Genomic DNA, 21,747 nt, shown 5'->3' on the forward strand with positions numbered 1-21,747 from the left:
GCACCGGTCGACCGGTCCACCACTCGATGAGGAGTGACATGAAGCAGTCCGTGAAGATCGGCATCGTGGCGGCGCTCGCCGCGATGCTCGCAGCACCGATGGTGCCGGCCGCAGCGTCGGCGGCACCGTCCCCGACCGGCCTCTCCCACGGGGTCGGCGCGTACCACGGCGTCGGCCACGGGAAGCAGCCGCACGACGTCCCCACGAAGGACGGCCCGACGAGCATCGCCTACGTCGAGGTCAACAACGACCAGCTCGCGAACGTCGGCCGCTACCGGCTCGCGAACGGCGCGAACGCCTTCGACGTGGCGATCATCTTCGCCGCGAACATCAACCGCGACGCGGACGGCAACGCGGTGCTGTACGCCAACGAGAACGTGCAGCGCACCCTCGACGACGCCGCCACGCAGATCCGGCCGCTGCAGGCGAAGGGCATCAAGGTGTCGCTGTCGATCCTCGGCAACCACCAGGGCACCGGCATCGCGAACTTCCCGACGCAGGCCGCCGCCGAGGACTTCGCGGCCCAGGTCTCCGCGACCGTCGCGGAGTACGGCCTCGACGGGGTCGACCTCGACGACGAGTACTCCGACTACGGCACGGACGGCACCCCGCAGCCGAACCAGCAGTCGATCGGCTGGCTCGTCAGCGCCCTGCGCGCCGACATGCCCGACAAGCTCGTCTCGTTCTACGACATCGGCCCGGCGTCCGACGCCCTGTCGTCGTCGAGCAGCGCGATCGGTTCCCAGCTCGACTACGCCTGGAACCCCTACTACGGCACGTACTCGGCGCCGTCGATCCCGGGGCTCGGCAAGGACCGGCTCTCGGCGGCGGCGGTCGACATCCAGAACACCCCGCAGTCGACGGCGGTGTCGCTCGCGCAGCGCTCGAAGGCCGACGGGTACGGCGTCTTCATGACGTACAACCTGCCGGACGGCGACGTCAGCGGGTACGTGTCCGGGCTGACGAACGTGCTGTACGGGCAGAGCACGACCCACGAGTGAGGACGACCGACCGATGAGTGCTGAACGCCGTGGCGGCCAGACCGGCCCCGTGACCGCGGTCGCGGCCCGGAACGGGGTCGGGTTCGTCTCGCAGCAGGCGACCCCGATCGAGCAGACCGACCCGACGGGGACCGTGCAGGTCCTCGACGGGCACCGAGGTCACGACGTCGGGCCGACCGACGTCCTGACCTGGGTCTGGTTCCCGGAGCGGTCGCTGCCCGACGGGCGGACCGAGCCGACGACCACGGACCTCGACCGGTTCTGGGCCGCCACGGCGTTCGCACTCGACGTCGTCTTCACCGACGGCACCCGACTCAGCGCGGGCGGCGCCCGCGACCAGTACGGCGACCTCGTCACCCCCGAGGCGCAGGACGACGCCCGCAAGCAGTGGGTCGACCAGTGGAACCGGCGGACCGTCGACCTGTCGGCGCACGTCGGCCGGACGGTGGACCGTCTGGAGGCCCGGCTCGGCCGAGCGGACCGGCCCGCGCCCGACGGTGACCCCGGCACCGCCGTCCGCGGTTGGCTCGACGACGTCCGGATCGGACCCGCCGGGCGCGCGACCGGTTACCTGCCGGAGGGTGCCCGACCGCTCGACCACGTCCGCACCACGCGTGGCACCCACTCGTCCGGCACGTTCTCGCGCGGCAACACCGCGCCCCTCGTCGGGCTCCCGCACGGAGGTGTCTTCGGCCTGCCGATGACCGACGCTGCCGACAGCCGGTGGCCGTACGCCTACCAGGAGCACAACCGGCGGAGCGACAACCGGCCCACGATCCAGGCGTTCGCGACGAGTCACCTGCCCTCGCCGTGGATGGCCGACCGCGGGGTGTTCCAGGTCATGCCCTCCCCGCTCGCCGACCCCGACCTCGACCGGACCGCCCGCGCGCTCGGCTTCGACCACGTCGACGAGGCCGACGGCCCGCACCGCTACCGGGTCACCCTCGACGCAGGCGTCACCGCCGAGATGACCGCCGGGGAGTTCGCCCTCGCGTGGCGGTTCGCAGGCGTCCGCAGCATCGTCCTCGACCACCACGGCGTCCTCCGCTCGTGCACGGTCCGCATCGAGGACGGCACCGCGGTCGTCGACGCCCTGCTCGACGACCGGGCCGAGACGCCGCCGCACCACGTGCACGTGCGGATCGGGAACGCCCTCGCCGACCGGACGACGTTCGTCGACGGCGAGCTCCGCGGACGGGTCGAGGTCGCCGGTGACACCGACGTGCTCCTCGGCATCTCCACCGTGTCCGCCGAGGACGCGGTCGCGAACCTCGACGCCGCCGGTGACTTCGACGCGATGTACCAGCACGCCGAGGAACGCTGGACCGCCGAACTCGACACACTGCAGGTCGAGGGCGCCACCCCGGACCAGCTCGTCTCGCTGTACTCCGGCCTGTACCGGGCGTTCCTCCACCCGACCCGGGCGGGGGAGACCGCGCTGACCGGGAGCCCGCGACACCGTTCCCCGTACGGCGGCGTGCTGACCGTGCCGATCCGCGACGAGCCCGGGCCCGAGGTCGTCGACGGCCCGCTCACCACCACGAACGGGTTCTGGGACACCTACCGGACCGCCTGGCCGCTGCTCGCGCTGCTCACGCCCGACACCGCCGCCGACCTCGCCGAGGGGGTCGTCGGCCACTTCACCGACGGCGGGTGGACTCCGCGGTGGAGTGCGCCAGGGGCCGAGGACGTGATGACCGGCACGACGAGCGACACCGTCCTCGCCGACCTCGTGGCGAAGGGTGTCGACGGCTTCGACGTCGAGCAGGCGTACCGGTCCGCGGTGCGGAACGCGACCGTCCCGTCACCGGACCGACGCGTCGGGCGGAAGGGGAGCCTCCCGGGTGACCTCCGCGGGTACGTCGACACGGCGACCGACGAGGGGATGTCGTGGACCCTCGACGCCGCGATCAACGACTGGGGCGTCGCCGTCCTGGCCGACACGATGGCCACGCGAGCCGCGGCCACCGGTGACGCGGGCGGCGAGCGACGGTACCGGGCCGAGCACGAGTGGTTCGCACGCCGCTCGCTCCGCTACCGGAACGTCTTCGACCGGGAGCGCGGGTTCTTCATCGGCCGCACGCCGGACGGCGCCTGGCGGTCCGGGGACGACTTCGACCCGGACGTGTGGGGGAGCGACTACACCGAGACCAACGCCTGGGGCACGATGTTCACCGCTCCGCACGACGGCGCCGGGATCGTCGACCTGCACGGTGGACCGGCCGGCTTCGACGACGCCTTCCAGCGGTTCCTGCAGCGGCCCGAGACCGGCGCCACCGACCGGTCCGGGTCCTACGGGTTCGCCATCCACGAGATGACCGAGGCGCGCGACGTCCGCACGGGGATGCTCGGCCTGTCGAACCAGCCCGCGCACCACATCCCGTTCTTCCCGATGTTCACCGGACGGCACGACGACGCGCACCGCATCGTCCGCGAGTGCCTCGACCGGCTCTTCGTCGGCTCCGACCTCGGTCAGGGGTACCCGGGCGACGAGGACAACGGCGAGATGAGCGCCTGGTACGTCCTCGCCACGATCGGCCTGTACCCGCTGGCACCGGCGACCGGCACCTACGTGCTCGTCCCGCCGTCGGTCCGGCGGACGGTCCTGCGACGGCCGGGAGGCGCGTCCACCGTCATCGAGACCGCCGGGGACGGACGGTTCATCGCGTCCGTCACGGTCGACGGTGAGCCGTGGGGCTCGATCAGCATCCCGCACACGGTGGTCGCCGCCGCGGAGCGGATCGTCGTCACCCTGGCGGAGGCCCCGACGGGGTGGGCTGCGGACACCCGACCGGTCTCGGCGTCCGAGCTGCACGGCTTCCGGGACACCCCCGACGACGTCCTGCCCGTGGGGGCGTCGCCCCTGACCGACGACACCGGACTGACCCCGGTGGCGCTCACCGCGGGGGAGTCGGTGTCGGTGCCGGTCACCGCGGCCGGGACGTCCCTGTACACCGTGACCGCGGCAGCGCCGGTGACGGCCTCGTGGCGTGCGGTGCTCCGGAGTGCGGACGGCACGGTGGTGCACGCCGTCGAGGAGCGGGACGCGGCGTTCACCTGGGCCGGGCAGACCCGGGTCTTCCGGTTCGCGGGCGGGGTGACCGGCGGGACGTTGGCGTTCGAGGCTGCCACACCCGTGGTGCTGACGCAGCTGCAGCTGATCGCGGCCGACGGCACGGTCACGGACGGGACCGACGTGCACTGACCCGGCGCACCCGGTGCTGGTCGGTCCGCCACGAGGGGGACCGGCTTGTACCCCGTTCGTGGGCTGTCGCGCTCCGGGGACACGGGGTGGAATGGACGGTGCAGGACACCCCTGCGTGCTTCACCCGGAGGAGCCGCATGACCGTCACGCTCTCCCGCCCGCACCCGGCGCCGACCGGTGCGGTGCCGGCACCCGCACCGCTGCGGCCCCTGCCGTCCGTCGCCGTCCGGTGGCTGCTCCGCGCCGCCTTCGCGCTGCCCTACGTGGCCCTCGCGCTCGTGGCGTCGCGCATCACGACGACGCCGCTCATCGGGCTGACCGGCAACCAGGTGACGCTCGACCGGGCGACGGCCGCGCTCGACGGTGGCGTGGTGCCGGCCATCGGGCAGCTCTGGCCGCTGCTCTCCGGGGTGCTCCTGCGCTTCATGCCCTTCGGTGTGCAGGGTGCCGCGGTGCTCGGCGGGATCGTCGCCGGCGTGCTGCTCCAGCTCCTCGCGCAGGACATGCTGCGCCGCGGCCTGCGCATGCGCGAGGTCGTCGCGTTCACGATCGCGCTCGGCGCCAACCCGCTGTACGCCTTCCTCGCGCTCGACGACCTGCAGGCGTTCCTCGGCATCGCCCTCTTCGCCCTGGCCGTCGTCGACATGGTGCGGTTCTTCGCGTGGGGGGACACGCAGGCGGGGTTCCGCGCGGGCCTCGCGCTGATGCTGTCCACGCTGGTCGACCCGATGGGCTTCGTCTACGTCGGCATCGCGGCGCTCGCCGCCCCGTTGCTCGACCTGGCACGGCACGACCAGCGCGGCATCCGGCGGGCGAACGTGCTCGTCCTGGTGTTCCCGAGCCTCGCCGTCGCGCTCTCGACGGCCGTCCTCGACCTCATGGTGCTCCACGACCCGTTCGCGGCGCTGCGCGGGACGATCAGCGTGTCCGAGGAGCGACTCGACGGCCTGCGCCACCTCTTCGCCTCGGCGGACGGCCTGCTCCTGGTGACGATGCTCGTCGCCGGCGCCACCCTGGCACTGCTCGTGCGCCGGCCCGGCGCGATCGCCCTCGTCGCGGCGCTCTTCGTCGGGACCGTGGGCGGGTACGCGATCGGGCTCGTGCCGGTCGCGACGGCCGGCAACGTCTTCGTCACGATGCTCAGCGTCGCGATCGCGATCCTGCCGCCGGTCGCCGGCCGGGTCACCAGCACCCTGGTCGTCGTCCTCGCCGTCCTGCAGGTCCCGCTCGCGTGGGCCGCGGCCTCCGAACGCCAGGTCGTCGTCGAGTGGATGCACGCCGTCGTGGCGGTGGTGCTCCGGTGACCGCCGTCGGAGCGCGGTCGCCGGTGGACGCCGAGCCGACCGTCGTGGTCGGTGGGACCGGTCGGCACCGCGGCGAGGACGTCGACTGGCGACCGCGGCACCGGTGCTCCGTGCAGCGGCACGTCGAGGAGGGCTGGGTCGCGTCCGCCCGCATCCGCGAGGGCGTCCTCGTCCTGACCAGCGGTCGGTCGGACCCGGACGTCCTCCGGGCGGCGCTCACCGAGGAGTTCGGCGAACCCGTCGTCCTCCGCAGCGCATCCGAGGCGGACGTCCGGCAGCGCATCGCGTACGAGCTCGAGGAGGAGGTCGCCGACCTCGCCGCCCACGGTCTCGCCCGGACGAACCCGGCGCTGTCCGCACGGACCGTCCTCTCACGAGGACAACGGGTCGGCGGTGCGGTCGCCCTGCTCCTGTTCGCGGTGTGCCTCGTCCTCGCACCGGGCAGCACGGTCGCGGTCGCGACGGCGGTGCTCTCCCTGGGGTTCCTGGCCGGGATCCTCTTCAAGTTCTGGGTGTCGATGGTCGGGGCCCGCTTCGACCTGGTCGAGCAGGTCTCGGCCGAGGACGTCGCCGCCCTGGACGACGACGCCCTGCCGACCTACACCGTGCTCGTGCCCGTGTTCCGCGAGGCGAACATCGTGCACGACCTCGTCCGGAACCTCGAGGTGCTCGACTGGCCGAAGGACCGGCTCGAGGTCCTGGTGCTCGTCGAGGCCGAGGACCACGAGACCCGCGAGGCCGTCATCGACGCAGCCCCGCCGGACTGGATGCGCATCGTCATCGTCCCGCCGGGGTCACCCCAGACGAAGCCGCGCGCCTGCAACGTCGGCCTCGCCATCGCGCAGGGGGAGTACGTCGTCATCTACGACGCCGAGGACCGTCCCGACCCCGACCAGCTCAAGAAGGTGTTCCTGACCTTCGACCGCGCCGGGGATGACACCGTGTGCGTGCAGGCGGCGCTGAGCTACTTCAACGCCGACGAGAACGCGCTCACGTGCATGTTCACGCTCGAGTACTCGTACTGGTTCGACTACATGCTCGCCGGCCTCGACGCGCGACAGCTGCCGATCCCGCTGGGCGGGACGTCGAACCACTTCCGCGCCGAGCTGCTCCGTGAGCTCGGCGGGTGGGACCCCTACAACGTGACCGAGGACGCCGACCTCGGCATCCGTGCGTCCGCCGTCGGGTACCGCGTCGCCGTCGTCAACTCCACGACGATGGAGGAGGCGAACACCTCGATCCCGAACTTCGTCCGGCAGCGCTCCCGGTGGATCAAGGGCTACATGCAGACCGCCCTCGTGCACGCGCGCAGGCCCCGGGCGCTCGTCCGCGAGATCGGCCCGCGTCGCGCGGCCGCGTTCGCCCTGCTCATCGCGGGGACCCCGCTGACGTTCCTCGGGATGCTGCCCGGCGTCCTCGTGACGATCGCGACGCTCGTGCTGCCGGCCGACTGGACCGCGCCGCTGTTCCCGGCGCCGGTGCTGTGGCTCTGCGTGCTCGACTTCCTGCTCGGCAACGCCACGATGATCTACCTGACGATGATGGGGCCGTACAAGCGCGGTCGGTTCGACCTGATGGGCTGGGCGCTCCTCAACCCGCTGTACTGGATCCTGCACTCGGTCGCCGCGTACAAGGGCCTGTGGCAGCTGATCACCCGGCCGCACTACTGGGAGAAGACCGAGCACGGCCTGACGAAGACGACCGCCTGATCGCGACGACGGTGTGGAGGGGATGACGGGAACCGAGTTTCGGCGCAGCGCCGGTCGGAAGCCGTGAAGAGGACGTGGAGGGGATGACGGGAATCGAACCCGCGTGGCCAGTTTGGAAGACTGGGGCTCTACCATTGAGCTACATCCCCGCACTGCGGCACCAGTCCGCAGCGCCACCATCGTAGCGGACGAACGGCCCCCGACATGCCATCGAACGTGCTGCCGCAGCCGGACGGCTCCGACACGCGCCGGATCAAGCGCTCGCGGGTGCTCTCGTTCGTGCTGCTCGCCGTCGCCGCCGTGGTGTTCTCGCTCCGTCCCGAGGCCTTCGGCGACCCGCAGGCCCAGCCCTGGCACGCCCTGCTGCACGTCTGGCGCATCGTCCTCGGCGTCGCGCTCATGGTCGCCGCGCTCGGGGTGCAGGTCACCGTCGGGGTGCGGTGGCGACGGGGCCTGCGGCGCAGCGCCGAGCAGGAACCGTCCACACGCGGCACGCCGCCCGGGAACCAGGCAGCGGGGGACCGCTAGACTCGTCGCGGTCGTGCGTGCCCTCGGGCGTGCGCGGTCACCTGGCCCAGTCACGGGGCGTAGCTCAGCTTGGTAGAGCGCCCGCTTTGGGAGCGGGAGGTCGCAGGTTCGAATCCTGTCGCCCCGACCAGGTCCACTCGAACGTCAACCAACAGGAGTACATCCCTTGGCCACCAGCACCGTCGACAAGGTGAGCGACACCCGCGTCAAGCTCACCGTGAACGTGACGCCGGACGATCTCAAGCCGAGCATCGACCACGCCTACAAGCACATCGCCGAGCAGATCAACATCCCCGGCTTCCGCAAGGGCAAGGTCCCGCCGGCGATCGTCGACCAGCGCGTCGGCCGCGGCGAGGTCCTGAACCACGCCGTCGGTGACGCCATCGACACCTTCTACCGCCAGGCGGTGGAGGAGCAGGAGCTGCGCATCCTCGGCCGTGCCGAGGCCGACGTCGCCGAGCTCCCGAACGTCGCGGACTTCTCGGGCGACCTCGTCCTCACCTTCGAGGTCGACGTCCGTCCCGAGTTCGACCTCCCCGCGTACGACCAGTACGAGCTCACGGTCGACGCCGTCGAGGTCTCCGACGACGAGATCGAGGAGGAGCTGCAGAACCTGCGCACCCGCTTCGGCACGCTCGTGACGGTCGACCGCCCGGCCGAGACCGGCGACTTCGCCCAGATCGACCTGACCGCCACCATCGGTGACGACGAGGTCGACTCGGCCACCGGCGTCTCCTACGAGATCGGCTCGGGCGACCTGCTCGAGGGCATCGACGAGGCGCTCGAGTCGCTCACCGCCGGTGAGTCGACCACCTTCGAGTCCACGCTGGTCGGTGGCGACCGCGAGGGCGAGACCGCGCAGATCGCCGTCACCGTCACCGCCGTCAAGGAGCGCGAGCTCCCCGAGGCCGACGACGAGTTCGCCCAGATCGCCAGCCAGTTCGACACCATCGACGAGCTCAAGGCGGACCTGAAGGAGCAGATCGCGAAGTCCAAGACCTTCGGTCAGGGCGCCGCGGCTCGCGACAAGCTCGTCGAGAAGCTCATCGAGGACGTGGACATCCCGATCTCGGAGCAGCTCATCGAGGACGAGGTGCACCGTCACCTCGAGCAGGAGAACCGTCTCGAGGACGAGGAGCACCGCAAGGAGGTCTCCGAGTCCAGCGAGAAGGCCTTCCGCTCGCAGCTGCTCCTCGACGCCATCGCCGAGAAGGAGGAGATCCAGGTCTCCCAGGAGGAACTCACCCAGTACCTCATCCAGGCGGCGTCGCAGTACGGCATGGAGCCGGCCGAGTTCATCAAGGTGATCGACCAGAACGGGCAGATCCCCGGCATGGTCGGCGAGGTCGCCCGCTCGAAGGCGGTCGCGACCGTCCTGTCGAAGGTCACCGTCAAGGACACGAACGGCGACGCCGTCGACCTGTCCGCCTTCACCGCCGGTGTGGCGCAGGAGTCGGCTGACGACGAGTCGGCCGACGCCGACGAGGTCACCGAGGCCGACGCGAAGTAACGCGACGCGCTGACGGACGGGAGGCACGGTGCCAGCTGGCACCGTGCCTCCCGTCCGTCGTCCCGGCACCATCCGACCGCCCAGAGCGAACAGACGCGAAGTGGTGCGTTGCACCCGATAAGTTCGACATCAAGCGACAACTGAACGGGAGCTTTTCCATGGCCGAAGCGACACTGAACCCCAGTGTTTTTGACCGCCTTCTGAGAGACCGGATCGTGTGGCTCGGCTCTGAGGTCCGCGACGACAACTCGAACGAGATCGCAGCGAAGCTGCTGATGCTCGCCGCCGAGGACCCCGAGAAGGACATCTACCTCTACATCAACTCGCCCGGTGGCTCGATCACCGCGGGCATGGCGATCTACGACACGATGCAGTTCGTGCCGAACGACATCGTCACCGTGGGCATCGGCCTCGCCGCCTCGATGGGGCAGTTCCTGCTCTCGTCGGGCACCCCGGGCAAGCGCTACATCACCCCGAACGCCCGCGTGCTCCTGCACCAGCCGTCCGGTGGCTTCGGCGGCACCGCTGCCGACATCCAGACGCAGGCGAAGGTCATCCTCGACATGAAGCAGCGGATGGCGGAGCTCACGGCGGAGCAGACCGGCAAGACGATCGAGCAGGTCCTCAAGGACAACGACCGTGACAACTGGTTCACGGCGCAGGAGGCCCTGGAGTACGGCTTCGTCGACCACCTCCGTGCCTCGTCGGTCGAGGTCGTCGGCGGCGGCGGCACCGTGAGCGACGGCGAGACGCCGACCGCGGCAGCCGAGCCCGAGTCCAACTGACCACCACCGAAGAGAAGGAAACGAGAATGCACCTCCCCATGCTCGGTGGCGCGCAGAACGTCCCGGCTCCGTCCGATCGCTACATCCTCCCCAGCTTCGAGGAGCGCACGGCCTACGGCTTCAAGCGGCAGGACCCGTACGCGAAGCTCTTCGAGGACCGCATCGTGTTCCTCGGCGTCCAGGTGGACGACGCGTCCGCCGACGACGTCATGGCCCAGCTGCTCGTGCTCGAGTCGATGGACCCGGACCGCGACATCGTGATGTACATCAACTCGCCCGGTGGCTCGTTCACCGCGATGACGGCGATCTACGACACGATGCAGTACATCCGTCCGCAGATCCAGACGGTCTGCCTCGGCCAGGCCGCTTCGGCCGCGTCCGTACTCCTCGCCGCGGGGACCCCCGGCAAGCGTCTCGCGCTGCCGAACGCCCGCGTGCTCATCCACCAGCCCGCCGTCCAGCAGGGTGGCGGTCAGGCGTCCGACATCGAGATCCAGGCGGCGGAGATCCTCCGCATGCGCACCTGGCTCGAGGAGACGCTGTCGAAGCACTCGAACCGGACCCCGGAGCAGGTCAACAACGACATCGAGCGCGACAAGATCATGTCCGCGGAAGAGGCACTCGAGTACGGCCTGATCGACCAGGTCCTCACGAGCCGCAAGAACCTGCCGGCGCTCGTCAAGTAGCGCTGCACGCACGAAGGCCCCGCACCGATCGGTGCGGGGCCTTCGTCGTGTCCGGTGCGGCGTCGAGGATGCGGATCCGGCCTGGAGGCGCGGTGCCGGTCCGGTGGGAGGGTGTCAGTCCTCGTCGTGGTCGTCGGCCGCCGGGGCGGCGGGACGGCGACGGAGCAGCAGCAGGACCGCGACGACGACGCCGGCGAGGACGATGCCACCGGCGCCGATGAACAGGGCGTCGGTCGCGCTCGAGTCGCCGGTGTCACCGGATGCGGCGTCGGGTGCGCTGGACGCTGCGGCCCCCGAGCCGCCCCCGCTGCCGTCGGCGCAGGTCGCCGGCGTCGCGGTGCCGCGGTCGGGGGAGAAGCCGGCCGGGGCCTTCCAGGTGAAGTCGTACCGGTCGGAGACCGTGTGGCCGTCGGCCGAGACGATCTGCCACTCGACCTCGTACTTCCCGGAGTCGCCGAGGGCGGCCTTCGTGGTCATCGAGGGGCCGTCCACGGAGACGCAGCCGTCCTCGTGGTAGCGACCGTCCGGGCCGATGACCCGGAAGGCGAAGCCCGAGTCCGACCCGCCGATCGCCAGGAGCCGGTCGTTCGTCGTGATGTCGAAGCGGTCGGGGAGCTCGGTGAGCGTCCCGCCCACCTTCGGCGTCGACGACACCAGGTAGTTGTGCGCGCTGGCGGGGGCGGCGAGCCCGAGGACCGCGCCGCCCGCGACGGCGAGGGTCGCGGCGGTCGCGGCCACGGGCCTCCAGACCGGACGCCGGTCACTCGGGGACCGACGGGCGCGCGTCGGCCGTGCGGTCCGCGTCACTTCGAGGCGTCCCGGCGGCGCGTGGCGGCGACGGCGACGACCAGGCCGACGGCCCCGACCACCAGGCCACCGAGGCCGAGGAAGCGACCGACCAGGTCGGGCTGCGCCGCGGTGGTCGTGGTGTCGCTCGCGGTGGCCGTCGTCGCGTCGTCGTCGTCACCGCTCGCCGCGCTGGCGGCGGTCAGGACGATCGACGGCGCGGGGTGCTCCGGCTCGGACTCGCCGCTCTTCTGCACCTGGTCCCAGTCGGTCGACCCCTGCTCGCAGGTCTGCACGACCGGGAAGGCCACGCGGTCGCCCGGCTTGCCGTCGGGCAGCGCGAAGGACAGCGAGAAGGTGTCGCGCTCGTCGGCGGGCAGCGGGGTCTTCGCGGTGTAGGTGACGCTCGTGACGCGCTCGGCGCCGGCCTCGGACTCCTCGTCGCTCGCAGCGCTGCTCGACGGGGCGGTGTAGGGCTCGGTCGCCTTCGTGATCGTCCAGTTCGGGTTGACGGTCGGCGTGACCTCGATGACGGACTCGGGCACCTGGAAGACGAGCTTGGTGGTGGGGGAGCCGTCGCAACCGTGCGGCACCGAGAACGTCGCGGTCGTGTACGAGTTCGCCGCCGTCGAGGTCGCATCCGCCTCGACGTGTGCGCTCGCGGCGGCCGCGGTGCCGAGGACGATCGCGGCGGAGACGCCGAGGGTTCCGGTGCCGAGGAGAGCGAGGCGCTTCGTCATGGGGTCCTTCCGGTTTTCTACAACTTGTAGAGGAACGTGCCAACGGTACCAGGTGTGCACGCCCTGGGCGAACGCGTGGGGACAGGCCGGACGGCGTCGCCGTGGGTGTCACCGGATGCGGTTAGAGTCGATCACATCGGGCGGGTCACCAGCCTGCATCGCTGAACTGCACCGGTCATCCAAGGAGGGCACCGACATGGCACGCATCGGGGAGAGCGCTGACCTGCTCAAGTGCTCCTTCTGCGGCAAGAGCCAGAAGCAGGTCCAGCAGCTCATCGCCGGGCCGGGGGTGTACATCTGCGACGAGTGCGTCGAGCTGTGCAACGAGATCATCGAGGAGCGCCTCGCCGAAGCGGGTGAGGACACCACGAGCGGCGACTTCGAGCTGCCGAAGCCCCGCGAGATCTTCGACTTCCTGCAGGAGTACGTGATCGGCCAGGACCCGGCGAAGCGTGCGCTGGCCGTGGCCGTCTACAACCACTACAAGCGCATCCGTGCACAGGGGCAGATCACCGCTGCCGAGGACCGCGACGACGTCGAGATCGCGAAGTCGAACATCCTGCTCATCGGGCCCACCGGCTGCGGCAAGACCTACCTCGCGCAGACCCTGGCGAAGCGGCTCAACGTGCCGTTCGCCGTCGCCGACGCCACCGCCCTGACCGAGGCCGGGTACGTGGGCGAGGACGTCGAGAACATCCTGCTCAAGCTCATCCAGGCCGCGGACTACGACGTCAAGCGGGCCGAGACGGGCATCATCTACATCGACGAGGTCGACAAGATCGCGCGCAAGGCGGAGAACCCGTCGATCACGCGCGACGTCTCCGGCGAGGGCGTGCAGCAGGCGCTGCTCAAGATCCTCGAGGGCACGACCGCGTCGGTCCCGCCGCAGGGCGGTCGGAAGCACCCGCACCAGGAGTTCATCCAGATCGACACGACGAACGTGCTGTTCATCGTGGCGGGGGCGTTCGCGGGACTCGAGGACATCGTGTCGTCGCGCGTCGGCAAGCGCGGGATCGGGTTCGGCGCTCCGCTGCACAGCCCGCTCGACCAGCAGGACCTGTTCGCCGACGTCCTGCCCGAGGATCTGCACAAGTTCGGGCTCATCCCCGAGTTCATCGGTCGTCTGCCCGTCGTCACGACGGTGTCGCAGCTCGACCAGGCGGCGCTCATGCAGATCCTGACCGAGCCGAAGAACGCGCTCGTGAAGCAGTACCAGCGGATGTTCGCGATCGACGGTGTCGAGCTCGACTTCGACCGCGGGGCACTCGAGGCCATCGCGGACCTCGCGGTGCTGCGGCAGACCGGTGCCCGCGGCCTCCGGGCCATCCTCGAAGAGGTCCTCGGTCCGGTCATGTTCGACGTGCCGTCGGACGACGACGTCGCGCGCGTCGTGATCACCCGCGAGTCCGTGCTCGAGAACGCGGCGCCGACGATCGTGCCGCGTCCCCGGGCGAAGCGCGTGGAGAAGTCCGCGTAGCGTCCGACGCCCGCAGGCCGACGGCCCGGTCCCCGCGTGGGGCCGGGCCGTCGCCGTGTGCGTGTGCGGGAGCGGGTGCGGGTGCGTTCGTGGGAGCAGTCGTGGGAGCGGTGCGCAGGCGGACCGGGGGGATCCGCGGTGTGAAGTGCCGCTGCACAACCGGAAGCACGTCGCGCCGCGGACTTCCGCGGCGCGACGTGCTTCCGGTTGTGCCGACGCACTGGCCCGGCGCCGCGGCGGCGCGCCGCGGCGCGGCGCCGCGCTACTCGAGCCCGCGACGGCGCAGCAGCGGCCCGACCTCGGCGTCGCGGCCGCGGAACGCACGGTAGGCCTCGAGGGGGTCCTGCGCGCCGCCGACCCCGAGCACGAGCGACGCGAACCGCCGCCCGGCCTCGCGCGAGAGTCCGCCGTGCTCGCGGAACCACTCGACGGTGTCCGCGTCGAGCACCTCGGACCAGATGTACCCGTAGTACCCGGCGTCGTACCCGCCCGAGAACGTGTGCGCGAAGTACGTCGACGAGTACCGCGGCGGCACCGCGGTCACGTCGATGCCCGCGGAAGCGAGGGCCTGGCGCTCGAACGCCTCGACGTCGGTCACCTCGGCGGCCTCGGCGGCCGACAGGCGGTGCCACGCCTGGTCGAGCAGCGCCGCGGCGAGGTACTCGGTGGTCGAGAAGCCCTCGTTGAAGCCGGCGGAGTCGCTCAGTCCGAGCACGAGCTCGGGCGGCAGCGGCTCGCCGGTCTCGTGGTGCTTCGCGTAGTTCGCGAGGACCGAGGGCCAGGTCACCCACATCTCGTTGACCTGCGAGGGGAACTCCACGAAGTCCCGTTCGACGTTCGTGCCCGAGAACCGTGGGTAGGTCGTCCTGGCGATGAGCCCGTGCAGCGCGTGCCCGAACTCGTGGAAGAGCGTCTCGACCTCGTCCTGGATCAGCAGCGTGGGGGAGCCGGCGGCGGGCTTCGCCACGTTGAGGTTGTTCACGACGACGGGCAGCGTGCCGAGCAGGTGTGACTGCTCGACGACGGGGTTCATCCAGGCACCGCCACGCTTGCCGTCCCGTGTGTAGAGGTCGAGCAGGTAGAGCCCGACCTCCTCCCCGGAGTCGCCGTGCACCTCGAAGACCCGGACCTCGTCGTTGTAGCCGTGCAGGTCCGAGCGTTCGGTGAACGTCAGTCCGTACAGGGCGCCGGCGGCGTGGAACACCCCGTCGTGCAGGACGCGGTCGGCCTCGAAGTAGGGCCGCAGCGCCGAACTGTCCGCGGCGAACTGCTCGCCGCGCAGGACCTCCGTCGCGTGTGCCCAGTCCCAGGCCTCGACGTCGAAGCCGACCGTGCGGGAGCGGACGGCGCGCTCGTCCTCGGCGTTCGCGGCCGCGGCCGGGACGAGCGAGGAGAGCAGGCCGTCGACCGCCTCGGGCGTCCCCGCGGTCTCGTCGGCCGTCACCACGGCAGCGTGGTTCGGGAAGCCGAGGAGTTCGGCCCGCTCGGCCCGGAGCCGGACGATGCGCAGCAGGACCTCGCGGTTGTCGTGCGCGTTCCCACGACGCCCCCGCGACAGCGAGGCGCGCATGATCCGTTCGCGCAGGCCGCGGTCGGTCAGCGAGGCGAGCCACGGGTGACCCGTGTACAGCGGCAGCGTCACGAGCCAGCCGTCGAGGCCGCGGTCCGCCGCGGCTGCGGCGGCGGCCGACTTCGCGCCGTCGTCGAGTCCGGCGAGCTCCTGTTCGTCGGTGACGTGCAAGGCGAGGTCGTTCGTGTCCTCGAGCAGGTTGCGCTCGAAGGTCGTGGTGAGCGTCGAGAGTTCCTGGTTGATCGCGGTGAGACGCTCCTTCCCACCGTCGTCGAGGCCGGCTCCCGCGAGCGTCATCTCGGTGTGCACCCGCTCGACGAGTCGACGGTCCTCGTCGGACAGGTCCGCACGCTCGTCGAGCGAGGACCGCACCGCATCGACCCGTGCGTACAGGCGCGCGTCGAGGGTGATCGCGTCGCGGTGGGCGGCGAGGAGCGGCGACACCTCGGCCTCGAGGTCGTGCAGCTCGGGCGTCGAGTCGGCGGAGGACAGCGTGAAGAAGACGTGCGAGACCCGGGTCAGCAGCTGCCCGGAGCGTTCGAGCGCCACCAGCGTGTTCTCGAACGTCGCTGCACCGGGATCGGCGGCGATGGCCTCGACCTCGGCACGCTGCTCGGCGATGCCGGCGTCGAACGCGGGACGGAAGTGCTCGAGCCGGACGTCGTCGAACGGCGGCAGGGCGTAGGGGAGGGTGCTCGGCTGGTCGAACGGGGTGTCCATGGCCCCACCCTACGGACCGGACCGGACGCCGGTCTGGAGGCACGTGGCGGGCCCGCCCCGCGCCTCCCGGCCGACGTCGGGTCGTGTCGGGCGTCGTGTCGTCGAGCGTCCGGTCGGAGCGTCAGGTCAGCGCGTCGGGTCAGCGCGTCCGGTCGGTCCCCGCACGCATGGCCACGTCGATCAGCGTGGCTGCCGCGCGCCGCGCGTGCCGTGCCGGCGTCGTGTCGCCCGCGATCGCGGCCGTCGTCTGCGCACCCTCGGCGAGGAGTGCGAGCTGGGCGGCGAGCTCCTCGGCCGCGTCGAGGTCCGGCACGGCGGCCGCGGCGAGCCCGGCGACGTACCGCTGGAACGAGTCCTTGTGCTCGCGGGCGATCTCGGCGACCGCGGGTGACGTCGCACCCAGCTCACCGAAGGCGTTGATGAAGCCGCAGCCGCGGAAGGTGTCGTCGCCGAACCACTGCTCCAGGAAGTCGTACATCGCGAGCAGCCGGTCCCGCGGGGTCCCCGCTGCAGCCACCGCCTGCTCGATGCCCTGCTCCCAGAGGTCGTGCCGCCCGCCGAGCACCGCGGCGACGAGCTGCTCCTTGCCGGGGAACACCGAGTAGAGCTTCTTCAACGAGACGCCGGCGGTCGTCCGGATCTCGTCCATGCCGACCGCCTGGAACCCGCGGGCGTAGAAGAGCGCGTCCGCGGCGTCGACGATGCGCTCGCGCACCTGCGGGTCGGTCGTGCTGGCGGTGCCGGACACGGGCATCCCCTTCCCTCCGCTGCGGTCCCACTCGTCCCCGTCGCCTCGGGAACGGACGTTCTCCAGTGTAGGCCGCGTCCCCCGGTCCCGGTCGAGCCCGGGACCGGGGGGACTGCCTAGTCCTCCTCCGGCGCGTCGTCCGGGTTCGTCACCTGCGCACGCCCGGCGGGGTCGAGGTGGATCGACGTGCCGTCGTCGAGCTCGACGATCGGCTTGCCCTCGAGGTACGTCAGCGTCCAGCGCCAGGTCGATGCGTCGACCGACGCCGCCGCCAGCTCCTCCTCGACACCGCGCGCGGCGACGACCATCGCCTCGGGGAGTCGCTCGGGTGGCTGCCCACCCACGTTCCAGCGTGTACCCAACTGCATCCGTGCCTCCAGTGCCGACTCGTGCTCGTGCTCGTGTTCGTGACGACGGGCCGGGCCGCACGCGACCCGGCCCGTCGACGGACGACGCTACGCCTGCTGCTCCGCGAGCTCGATCTCGGTCACCGCGAGCTCCTCGCCGTCCGTGAACGACAGGTTCTCGATGCGGCCCACGGCGGCCAGGTCGACCGCCGCGCGCTCGATGAGCGCGCGCTGGTCGGCCGGAGCCGCCACGACGGCACGGGTGACCGGCGTCTTCTGGGACGCCTTGGCGGCGGTCTTCGCACCGCGGATCCCGATCAGTGCCTGGCCGACGGCGGCCAGCAGCCCGGACGGCTCCGCCTGCGTCGGGAGCTCCGCGACCGTGGGCCACGCGGCCGTGTGCACGCTGGTGTCGTGGGTCCAGGCCCACACCTCCTCCGTCGCGAACGGGAGGAACGGTGCCAGCAGACGGAGCAGCGCGTCGATCGCGGCGCGCAGCGCCAGGACCGCACTCGCCTGGGTCTCGTGCGTCGCGTCGGGCGCGGTGCCGTAGGCACGCTCCTTGACGAGCTCGAGGTAGTCGTCGCAGAAGGTCCAGAAGAACCGCTCGGTGACCTCCAGCGCACGGGCGTGGTCGAAGCCGTCGAACGCGGCGGTGGCCTGCTCGATCACGGAGCCGAGCTCCGCCAGCACGTCGACGTCGAGGGGCTCGGTGACGGTCGTCGCACCGCTCGGCAGTTCGAAGCCGTACACGAACTTCGCCGCGTTGAGCACCTTGATCGCCAGGCGACGACCGACCTTGATCTGCTTCGGGTTCTGCGGGTCGAAGGCCGCGTCGGTGCCGAGCTTCGACGAGGCCGCCCAGTAGCGGACCGCGTCGGCACCGTGCTGCTCGAGGATCGAGAGCGGCGTGACGACGTTGCCCTTCGACTTCGACATCTTCTTGCGGTCGGGGTCCACGATGAAGCCGGAGATGCTCGCGTGCTTCCACGGCGCGACGTCGGCCTCGAGCTGGCTGCGGAGTGCCGTCGTGAAGAGCCACGTGCGGATGATGTCCTGCGCCTGCGGGCGGACGTCGTACGGGAACACGAGGTCGTAGAGCGCCGGGTCCGTCTCCCACTTGCCCGCGAGCTGCGGGGTGAGGGACGAGGTCGCCCAGGTGTCCATCACGTCGAGCTCCCCCTGGAAGCCACCGGCGACGCCGCGCTGGTCCTCGGCGTACCCGGGGGCCGGCTCGGACGCCGGGTCGACGGGCAGCTGTGCCTCGGTCGGGACGATCGGCTGGTCGAAGACCGGGTTGCCGTCGGCGTCGAGCGGGTACCAGACCGGGATCGGCACGCCGAAGAAGCGCTGGCGCGAGATGAGCCAGTCGCCGGAGAGGCCACCGACCCAGTTGTCGTAGCGGACGCGCATGAAGTCCGGGTGGAAGGCGATCTCCTCGCCGCGCTTCCGCAGGGTCTCCTTGAGCTGCTCGTCGCGCGCGCCGTTGACGATGTACCACTGGCGGGTCGAGACGATCTCGAGCGGCTTGTCGCCCTTCTCGAAGAACTTCACCGGGTGGTTGATCGTCTTCACGTCGCCGACGAGCTCGCCCGACTCGGTGAGCGCGTCCACGAGGACCTTCTTCGCCGAGAAGACGGTCTTGCCGGCCATCTCGGCGTAGAGCTCCCTGCCGCGGGTCGACTCGATCCACGCGGGCTCGTCCGAGCGGACGCGGCCGTCGAAGCCGATGATCGCGCGGTTCGGCAGCTGCAGTTCGCGCCACCACACCACGTCGGTGGTGTCACCGAAGGTGCAGACCATCGCGATGCCCGCGCCCTTGTCCTGCTGCGCCAGGTGGTGCGCGAGGACCGGGACCTCGACGTCGAACAGGGGGGAGCGGACGGTCGTGCCGAACAGGTCCTGGAAGCGCTCGTCGTCCGGGTGCGCGACGAGGGCGACGCAGGCGGGGAGCAGCTCCGGACGGGTGGTCTGGATGACGACGTCCTCGCCGCCGTCGGTGCGGTGGAACGCCAGGCCGTGGTACGCGCCGGGCATCTCCTTGTCCTCGAGCTCGGCCTGCGCGACGGCAGTGCGGAAGGTGACGTCCCAGAGCGTCGGGGCGTCGGCCTGGTAGGCCTCGCCGCGCTCGAGGTTGCGGAGGAACGCACGCTGTGCGCTCGCCCGCGAGGTGTCGTCGATCGTGCGGTACGACTGCGTCCAGTCCACCGACAGCCCGAGCGTGCGGAAGAGGTGCTCGAACTGCTGCTCGTCCTGCACGGTCAGGCGCTCGCACAGCTCGATGAAGTTGCGGCGCGAGATCGGCAGCTGGTCGCCCGCCTTGCTCGACTTGCCGTCGCCGCCCTCGAACGGCGGCACGAAGGCGGGGTCGTAGGGGAGCTGCGGGTCGCACCGGACGCCGTAGTAGTTCTGCACGCGGCGCTCGGTCGGCAGGCCGTTGTCGTCCCAGCCCATCGGGTAGAAGACGTGCTTCCCGCGCATGCGCTCGTACCGGGCCTTGAGGTCGGTGTGCGTGTAGGAGAACACGTGCCCGATGTGCAGCGAACCCGACGCGGTCGGCGGCGGGGTGTCGATCGAGTACACCGCGTCCTTCGTCGCGCTGTCGCGGTCGAAGCGGTAGGTGCCGTCCTGCTCCCAGACCGGACCCCAGACGTCCTCGAGGCCGTCCACCGTGGGCTTGTCGGGCATGGGCTTCGTCATGGCAGGGCCTTTCGATCGATGTGTGCGGCACCGAGTCCGTGGTGAGGTGCCTGAGTGTCGCGCGTACAGTACGCGGTGGCCTCATCGTAGCGGTCCGCCGCGTCGGAGCGCTCCATCTGGTAGGCTGTCGGAGTTTGTCCGGCGAGCGCGGTGTTCGCGAGGACTGCACAGTCGCTCTCCGCCGGATGCCCGAAGGCAAGACACAGCACTACCGGAGGAACGAACTTGGCACCGAACGACGCACACCAGCACGGCGACCGGCCGTTGCGCACGAAGGGCGCAGCGAAGCGTGCACGCCGCAAGCTGACCGAGGACGACGTCACCGTCGTCGAGGAGTCGCTGCTCAAGCGTGCCGTCGCCGCCGCGGCCCTCGGCAACGCGATGGAGTGGTTCGACTTCGGCATCTTCGCGTACCTGACGGTCACGATCTCGAAGGTGTTCCTGCCGGCGGGCGACCCGACGTCGAACCTCGTCGCGACCTTCGGGTTCTTCGCGGCCGCCTTCATCGTCCGCCCGATCGGCGGCGCCGTCTTCGGCCCCATCGGCGACAAGATCGGCCGGCAGAAGGTCCTCGCGCTGACGATGATCCTGATGGCCGCCGGCACGCTCATGATCGGCCTCATCCCGTCGTACGCGACGATCGGCTTCTGGGCCCCCGTGCTGCTCCTCGTCGCCCGCTTCGTGCAGGGCTTCTCGACCGGTGGTGAGTACGGCGGTGCCGCGACCTTCATCGCCGAGTACTCGCCCGACAAGCGCCGCGGGTTCATGGGCTCGTGGCTCGAGTTCGGCACGCTGGCCGGCTACGTGCTCGGCGCGTCGATCGTCACGGTCCTGCAGTACGCGATGCCCGAGGACACCCTGCTCAGCTGGGGCTGGCGCATCCCGTTCATGATCGCCGGTCCGCTCGGCCTCATCGGGCTCTACCTCCGCCTGAAGCTCGAGGAGACCCCGGCCTTCCAGAAGCAGCAGGAGCAGGCCGCCGAGCGCGAGTCGCAGAAGACGCCGTTCCTCAAGCTGTTCGCCGAGAACTGGCGCTCGCTCATCATCTGCATCGGCCTGGTCCTCGTGTTCAACGTGACCGACTACATGCTGCTGTCGTACATGCCGACCTACCTCGAGACGAACCTCGGGCAGAACGCCACGTTCGGCCTGATCCTCATCGTCATCGTGATGATCCTGATGATGGTCGTCATCACCTTCGGTGGTCGCCTGTCCGACAAGTTCGGCCGCCGGCCGGTCCTCGCCGCCGGCTGCATCGGCTTCATCGTGCTGTCGTGGCCGGCGCTCAAGCTCGTCCAGACCGGGACCGGTGCCGGGGTCTTCTTCGGCCTGCTGATCCTCGGTCTCGTGCTCGTCACGTTCACGTCGACCATGCCGTCGACGCTCCCCGCGCTGTTCCCGACGATCATCCGCTACGGCGCGCTGGCGATCGCGTTCAACGTGTCCGTCTCGCTCTTCGGTGGCACGACGCCGCTCGCGACGCAGGCGCTCATCGCCGGGGCGAAGGACGCCGGGCTCTCGTGGGCCGAGGACATCCCGGCCTTCTACCTCATGCTCGCGGCCGTGATCGGCCTCGTCGCGGTGTTCTTCACCAAGGAGACGGCTGCGACGCCGCTCATGGGCTCGGGCCCCACGGTCGCCCACGAGGACGAGGTCGCCGACGTCATCAAGGACTACAACGACCCGACCTCGGAGCTCGCGCAGTCCGACTGGGCGAAGGACTTCTCGACGAGCGAGATCCCGATCATCTCGGGGGACACCCCGAAGCCGGGGTCCGACAAGGAGCCCGCGGGCTCGTAGCCGCCGCTGTCGGCCGGGAGGCACGGTGCACGTCCGCCACGGACGCGCACCGTGCCTCCCGGCATGTCCGCTCCGTGGGCGCTTCCCGAGTCTCGGCCCGGCGGACACGTTCGCGGCTTCGGTGCCGCGAA

General features: G+C 70.9%; 16 protein-coding genes and 2 tRNA genes. 11 read left to right on the forward strand and 7 right to left on the reverse strand.

What is annotated here, in order from left to right:
- Positions 1–38 precede the first annotated feature (38 nt).
- The 4 genes from NI26_RS04845 to NI26_RS17150 all read left to right on the forward strand — a co-directional run bounded on the left by NI26_RS04845 (position 39) and on the right by NI26_RS17150 (position 7,219).
- The gene (locus NI26_RS04845; protein ID WP_066653112.1) at positions 39–1,001 is read left to right on the forward strand and encodes an endo-beta-N-acetylglucosaminidase H; all 963 of its coding nucleotides are present in this window, start codon (positions 39–41) and stop codon (positions 999–1,001) included.
- Between the two features lie 13 nt (positions 1,002–1,014).
- Complete coding sequence (locus tag NI26_RS04850) at positions 1,015–4,206, forward strand: GH92 family glycosyl hydrolase (RefSeq protein ID WP_066653114.1); 3,192 nt, start codon at positions 1,015–1,017, stop codon at positions 4,204–4,206.
- Between the two features lie 137 nt (positions 4,207–4,343).
- On the forward strand, positions 4,344–5,510 hold the full coding sequence (locus NI26_RS17145) for a hypothetical protein (protein ID WP_066653116.1): 1,167 nt from the start codon (positions 4,344–4,346) through the stop codon (positions 5,508–5,510).
- The gene (locus NI26_RS17150) at positions 5,507–7,219 is read left to right on the forward strand and encodes a glycosyltransferase (RefSeq protein ID WP_081985241.1); all 1,713 of its coding nucleotides are present in this window, start codon (positions 5,507–5,509) and stop codon (positions 7,217–7,219) included. The genes NI26_RS17145 and NI26_RS17150 overlap by 4 nt, the downstream gene beginning before the upstream one ends.
- A gap of 75 nt (positions 7,220–7,294) precedes the next feature.
- On the opposite strand, the gene NI26_RS04865 is transcribed toward NI26_RS17150, so the two are convergent.
- Positions 7,295–7,368 (reverse strand) — tRNA-Gly (locus tag NI26_RS04865).
- A gap of 55 nt (positions 7,369–7,423) precedes the next feature.
- On the opposite strand from NI26_RS04865, the gene NI26_RS04870 reads away from it, so the two are divergent.
- From NI26_RS04870 to NI26_RS04890, 5 genes are all read left to right on the forward strand, one after another.
- A complete protein-coding gene (locus NI26_RS04870; protein ID WP_066653118.1) occupies positions 7,424–7,747 on the forward strand; it encodes a hypothetical protein in 324 nt (107 codons plus the stop codon).
- A gap of 53 nt (positions 7,748–7,800) precedes the next feature.
- Positions 7,801–7,877 (forward strand) — tRNA-Pro (locus tag NI26_RS04875).
- A gap of 36 nt (positions 7,878–7,913) precedes the next feature.
- Positions 7,914–9,257, forward strand: coding sequence for a trigger factor (tig, locus tag NI26_RS04880; protein WP_066653120.1), 1,344 nt, complete (start codon positions 7,914–7,916; stop codon positions 9,255–9,257).
- 158 nt (positions 9,258–9,415) lie between these two features.
- On the forward strand, positions 9,416–10,042 hold the full coding sequence (locus tag NI26_RS04885) for an ATP-dependent Clp protease proteolytic subunit (RefSeq protein WP_066653123.1): 627 nt from the start codon (positions 9,416–9,418) through the stop codon (positions 10,040–10,042).
- 26 nt (positions 10,043–10,068) lie between these two features.
- Entirely contained in the window at positions 10,069–10,728 is a 660-nt protein-coding gene (locus NI26_RS04890) for an ATP-dependent Clp protease proteolytic subunit (RefSeq protein ID WP_066653125.1), read from the forward strand.
- 114 nt (positions 10,729–10,842) lie between these two features.
- Here NI26_RS04890 and NI26_RS04895 read toward each other — a convergent pair whose 3' ends face one another.
- Positions 10,843–11,466 (reverse strand): copper resistance CopC family protein, encoded by a 624-nt coding sequence (locus tag NI26_RS04895; protein WP_066653127.1) that lies wholly within the window; start codon positions 11,464–11,466, stop codon positions 10,843–10,845.
- 65 nt (positions 11,467–11,531) lie between these two features.
- Positions 11,532–12,254 carry a YcnI family copper-binding membrane protein gene (locus tag NI26_RS04900; RefSeq protein WP_066653129.1) on the reverse strand — a complete coding sequence of 241 codons (723 nt, stop codon included), beginning with the start codon at positions 12,252–12,254 and terminating at the stop codon, positions 11,532–11,534.
- A 196-nt stretch (positions 12,255–12,450) separates the two neighbouring features.
- Between NI26_RS04900 and clpX the strand changes: the two genes are divergently transcribed.
- Positions 12,451–13,731 (forward strand): ATP-dependent Clp protease ATP-binding subunit ClpX, encoded by a 1,281-nt coding sequence (gene clpX / locus NI26_RS04905; RefSeq protein WP_066653131.1) that lies wholly within the window; start codon positions 12,451–12,453, stop codon positions 13,729–13,731.
- A gap of 262 nt (positions 13,732–13,993) precedes the next feature.
- Here clpX and NI26_RS04910 read toward each other — a convergent pair whose 3' ends face one another.
- From NI26_RS04910 to valS, 4 genes are all read right to left on the reverse strand, one after another.
- Positions 13,994–16,021 (reverse strand): M3 family metallopeptidase, encoded by a 2,028-nt coding sequence (locus NI26_RS04910; protein ID WP_066653134.1) that lies wholly within the window; start codon positions 16,019–16,021, stop codon positions 13,994–13,996.
- A gap of 139 nt (positions 16,022–16,160) precedes the next feature.
- Positions 16,161–16,769, reverse strand: a complete 609-nt coding sequence (locus tag NI26_RS04915; RefSeq protein ID WP_235426520.1) for a TetR/AcrR family transcriptional regulator — start codon at positions 16,767–16,769, stop codon at positions 16,161–16,163.
- 116 nt (positions 16,770–16,885) lie between these two features.
- On the reverse strand, positions 16,886–17,137 hold the full coding sequence (locus NI26_RS04920) for a hypothetical protein (RefSeq protein WP_066653141.1): 252 nt from the start codon (positions 17,135–17,137) through the stop codon (positions 16,886–16,888).
- 87 nt (positions 17,138–17,224) lie between these two features.
- Positions 17,225–19,816, reverse strand: a complete 2,592-nt coding sequence (valS, locus tag NI26_RS04925; RefSeq protein WP_066653142.1) for a valine--tRNA ligase — start codon at positions 19,814–19,816, stop codon at positions 17,225–17,227.
- Positions 19,817–20,041: 225 nt separating this feature from the next.
- Between valS and proP the strand changes: the two genes are divergently transcribed.
- Positions 20,042–21,616 carry a glycine betaine/L-proline transporter ProP gene (proP, locus tag NI26_RS04930; RefSeq protein ID WP_235426521.1) on the forward strand — a complete coding sequence of 525 codons (1,575 nt, stop codon included), beginning with the start codon at positions 20,042–20,044 and terminating at the stop codon, positions 21,614–21,616.
- Positions 21,617–21,747: the final 131 nt, after the last annotated feature.

The sequence above is a fragment of the Curtobacterium sp. MR_MD2014 genome, from assembly GCF_000772085.1.
In the GTDB taxonomy this organism is placed as follows: domain Bacteria; phylum Actinomycetota; class Actinomycetes; order Actinomycetales; family Microbacteriaceae; genus Curtobacterium.

What these genes read in the sequence shown, in the direction of transcription:
- NI26_RS04845 (WP_066653112.1), top strand. Translation starts at nt 39, where the DNA reads ATGAAGCAGTCCGTGAAGATCGGCATCGTGGCGGCGCTCGCCGCGATG.
- NI26_RS04850 (WP_066653114.1), top strand. Translation starts at nt 1,015, where the DNA reads ATGAGTGCTGAACGCCGTGGCGGCCAGACCGGCCCCGTGACCGCGGTC.
- NI26_RS17145 (WP_066653116.1), top strand. Translation starts at nt 4,344, where the DNA reads ATGACCGTCACGCTCTCCCGCCCGCACCCGGCGCCGACCGGTGCGGTG.
- NI26_RS04870 (WP_066653118.1), top strand. Translation starts at nt 7,424, where the DNA reads ATGCCATCGAACGTGCTGCCGCAGCCGGACGGCTCCGACACGCGCCGG.
- NI26_RS04885 (WP_066653123.1), top strand. Translation starts at nt 9,416, where the DNA reads ATGGCCGAAGCGACACTGAACCCCAGTGTTTTTGACCGCCTTCTGAGA.
- NI26_RS04890 (WP_066653125.1), top strand. Translation starts at nt 10,069, where the DNA reads ATGCACCTCCCCATGCTCGGTGGCGCGCAGAACGTCCCGGCTCCGTCC.
- NI26_RS04900 (WP_066653129.1), bottom strand. Translation starts at nt 12,254, where the DNA reads ATGACGAAGCGCCTCGCTCTCCTCGGCACCGGAACCCTCGGCGTCTCC.
- clpX (WP_066653131.1), top strand. Translation starts at nt 12,451, where the DNA reads ATGGCACGCATCGGGGAGAGCGCTGACCTGCTCAAGTGCTCCTTCTGC.
- NI26_RS04910 (WP_066653134.1), bottom strand. Translation starts at nt 16,021, where the DNA reads ATGGACACCCCGTTCGACCAGCCGAGCACCCTCCCCTACGCCCTGCCG.
- NI26_RS04920 (WP_066653141.1), bottom strand. Translation starts at nt 17,137, where the DNA reads ATGCAGTTGGGTACACGCTGGAACGTGGGTGGGCAGCCACCCGAGCGA.
- valS (WP_066653142.1), bottom strand. Translation starts at nt 19,816, where the DNA reads ATGACGAAGCCCATGCCCGACAAGCCCACGGTGGACGGCCTCGAGGAC.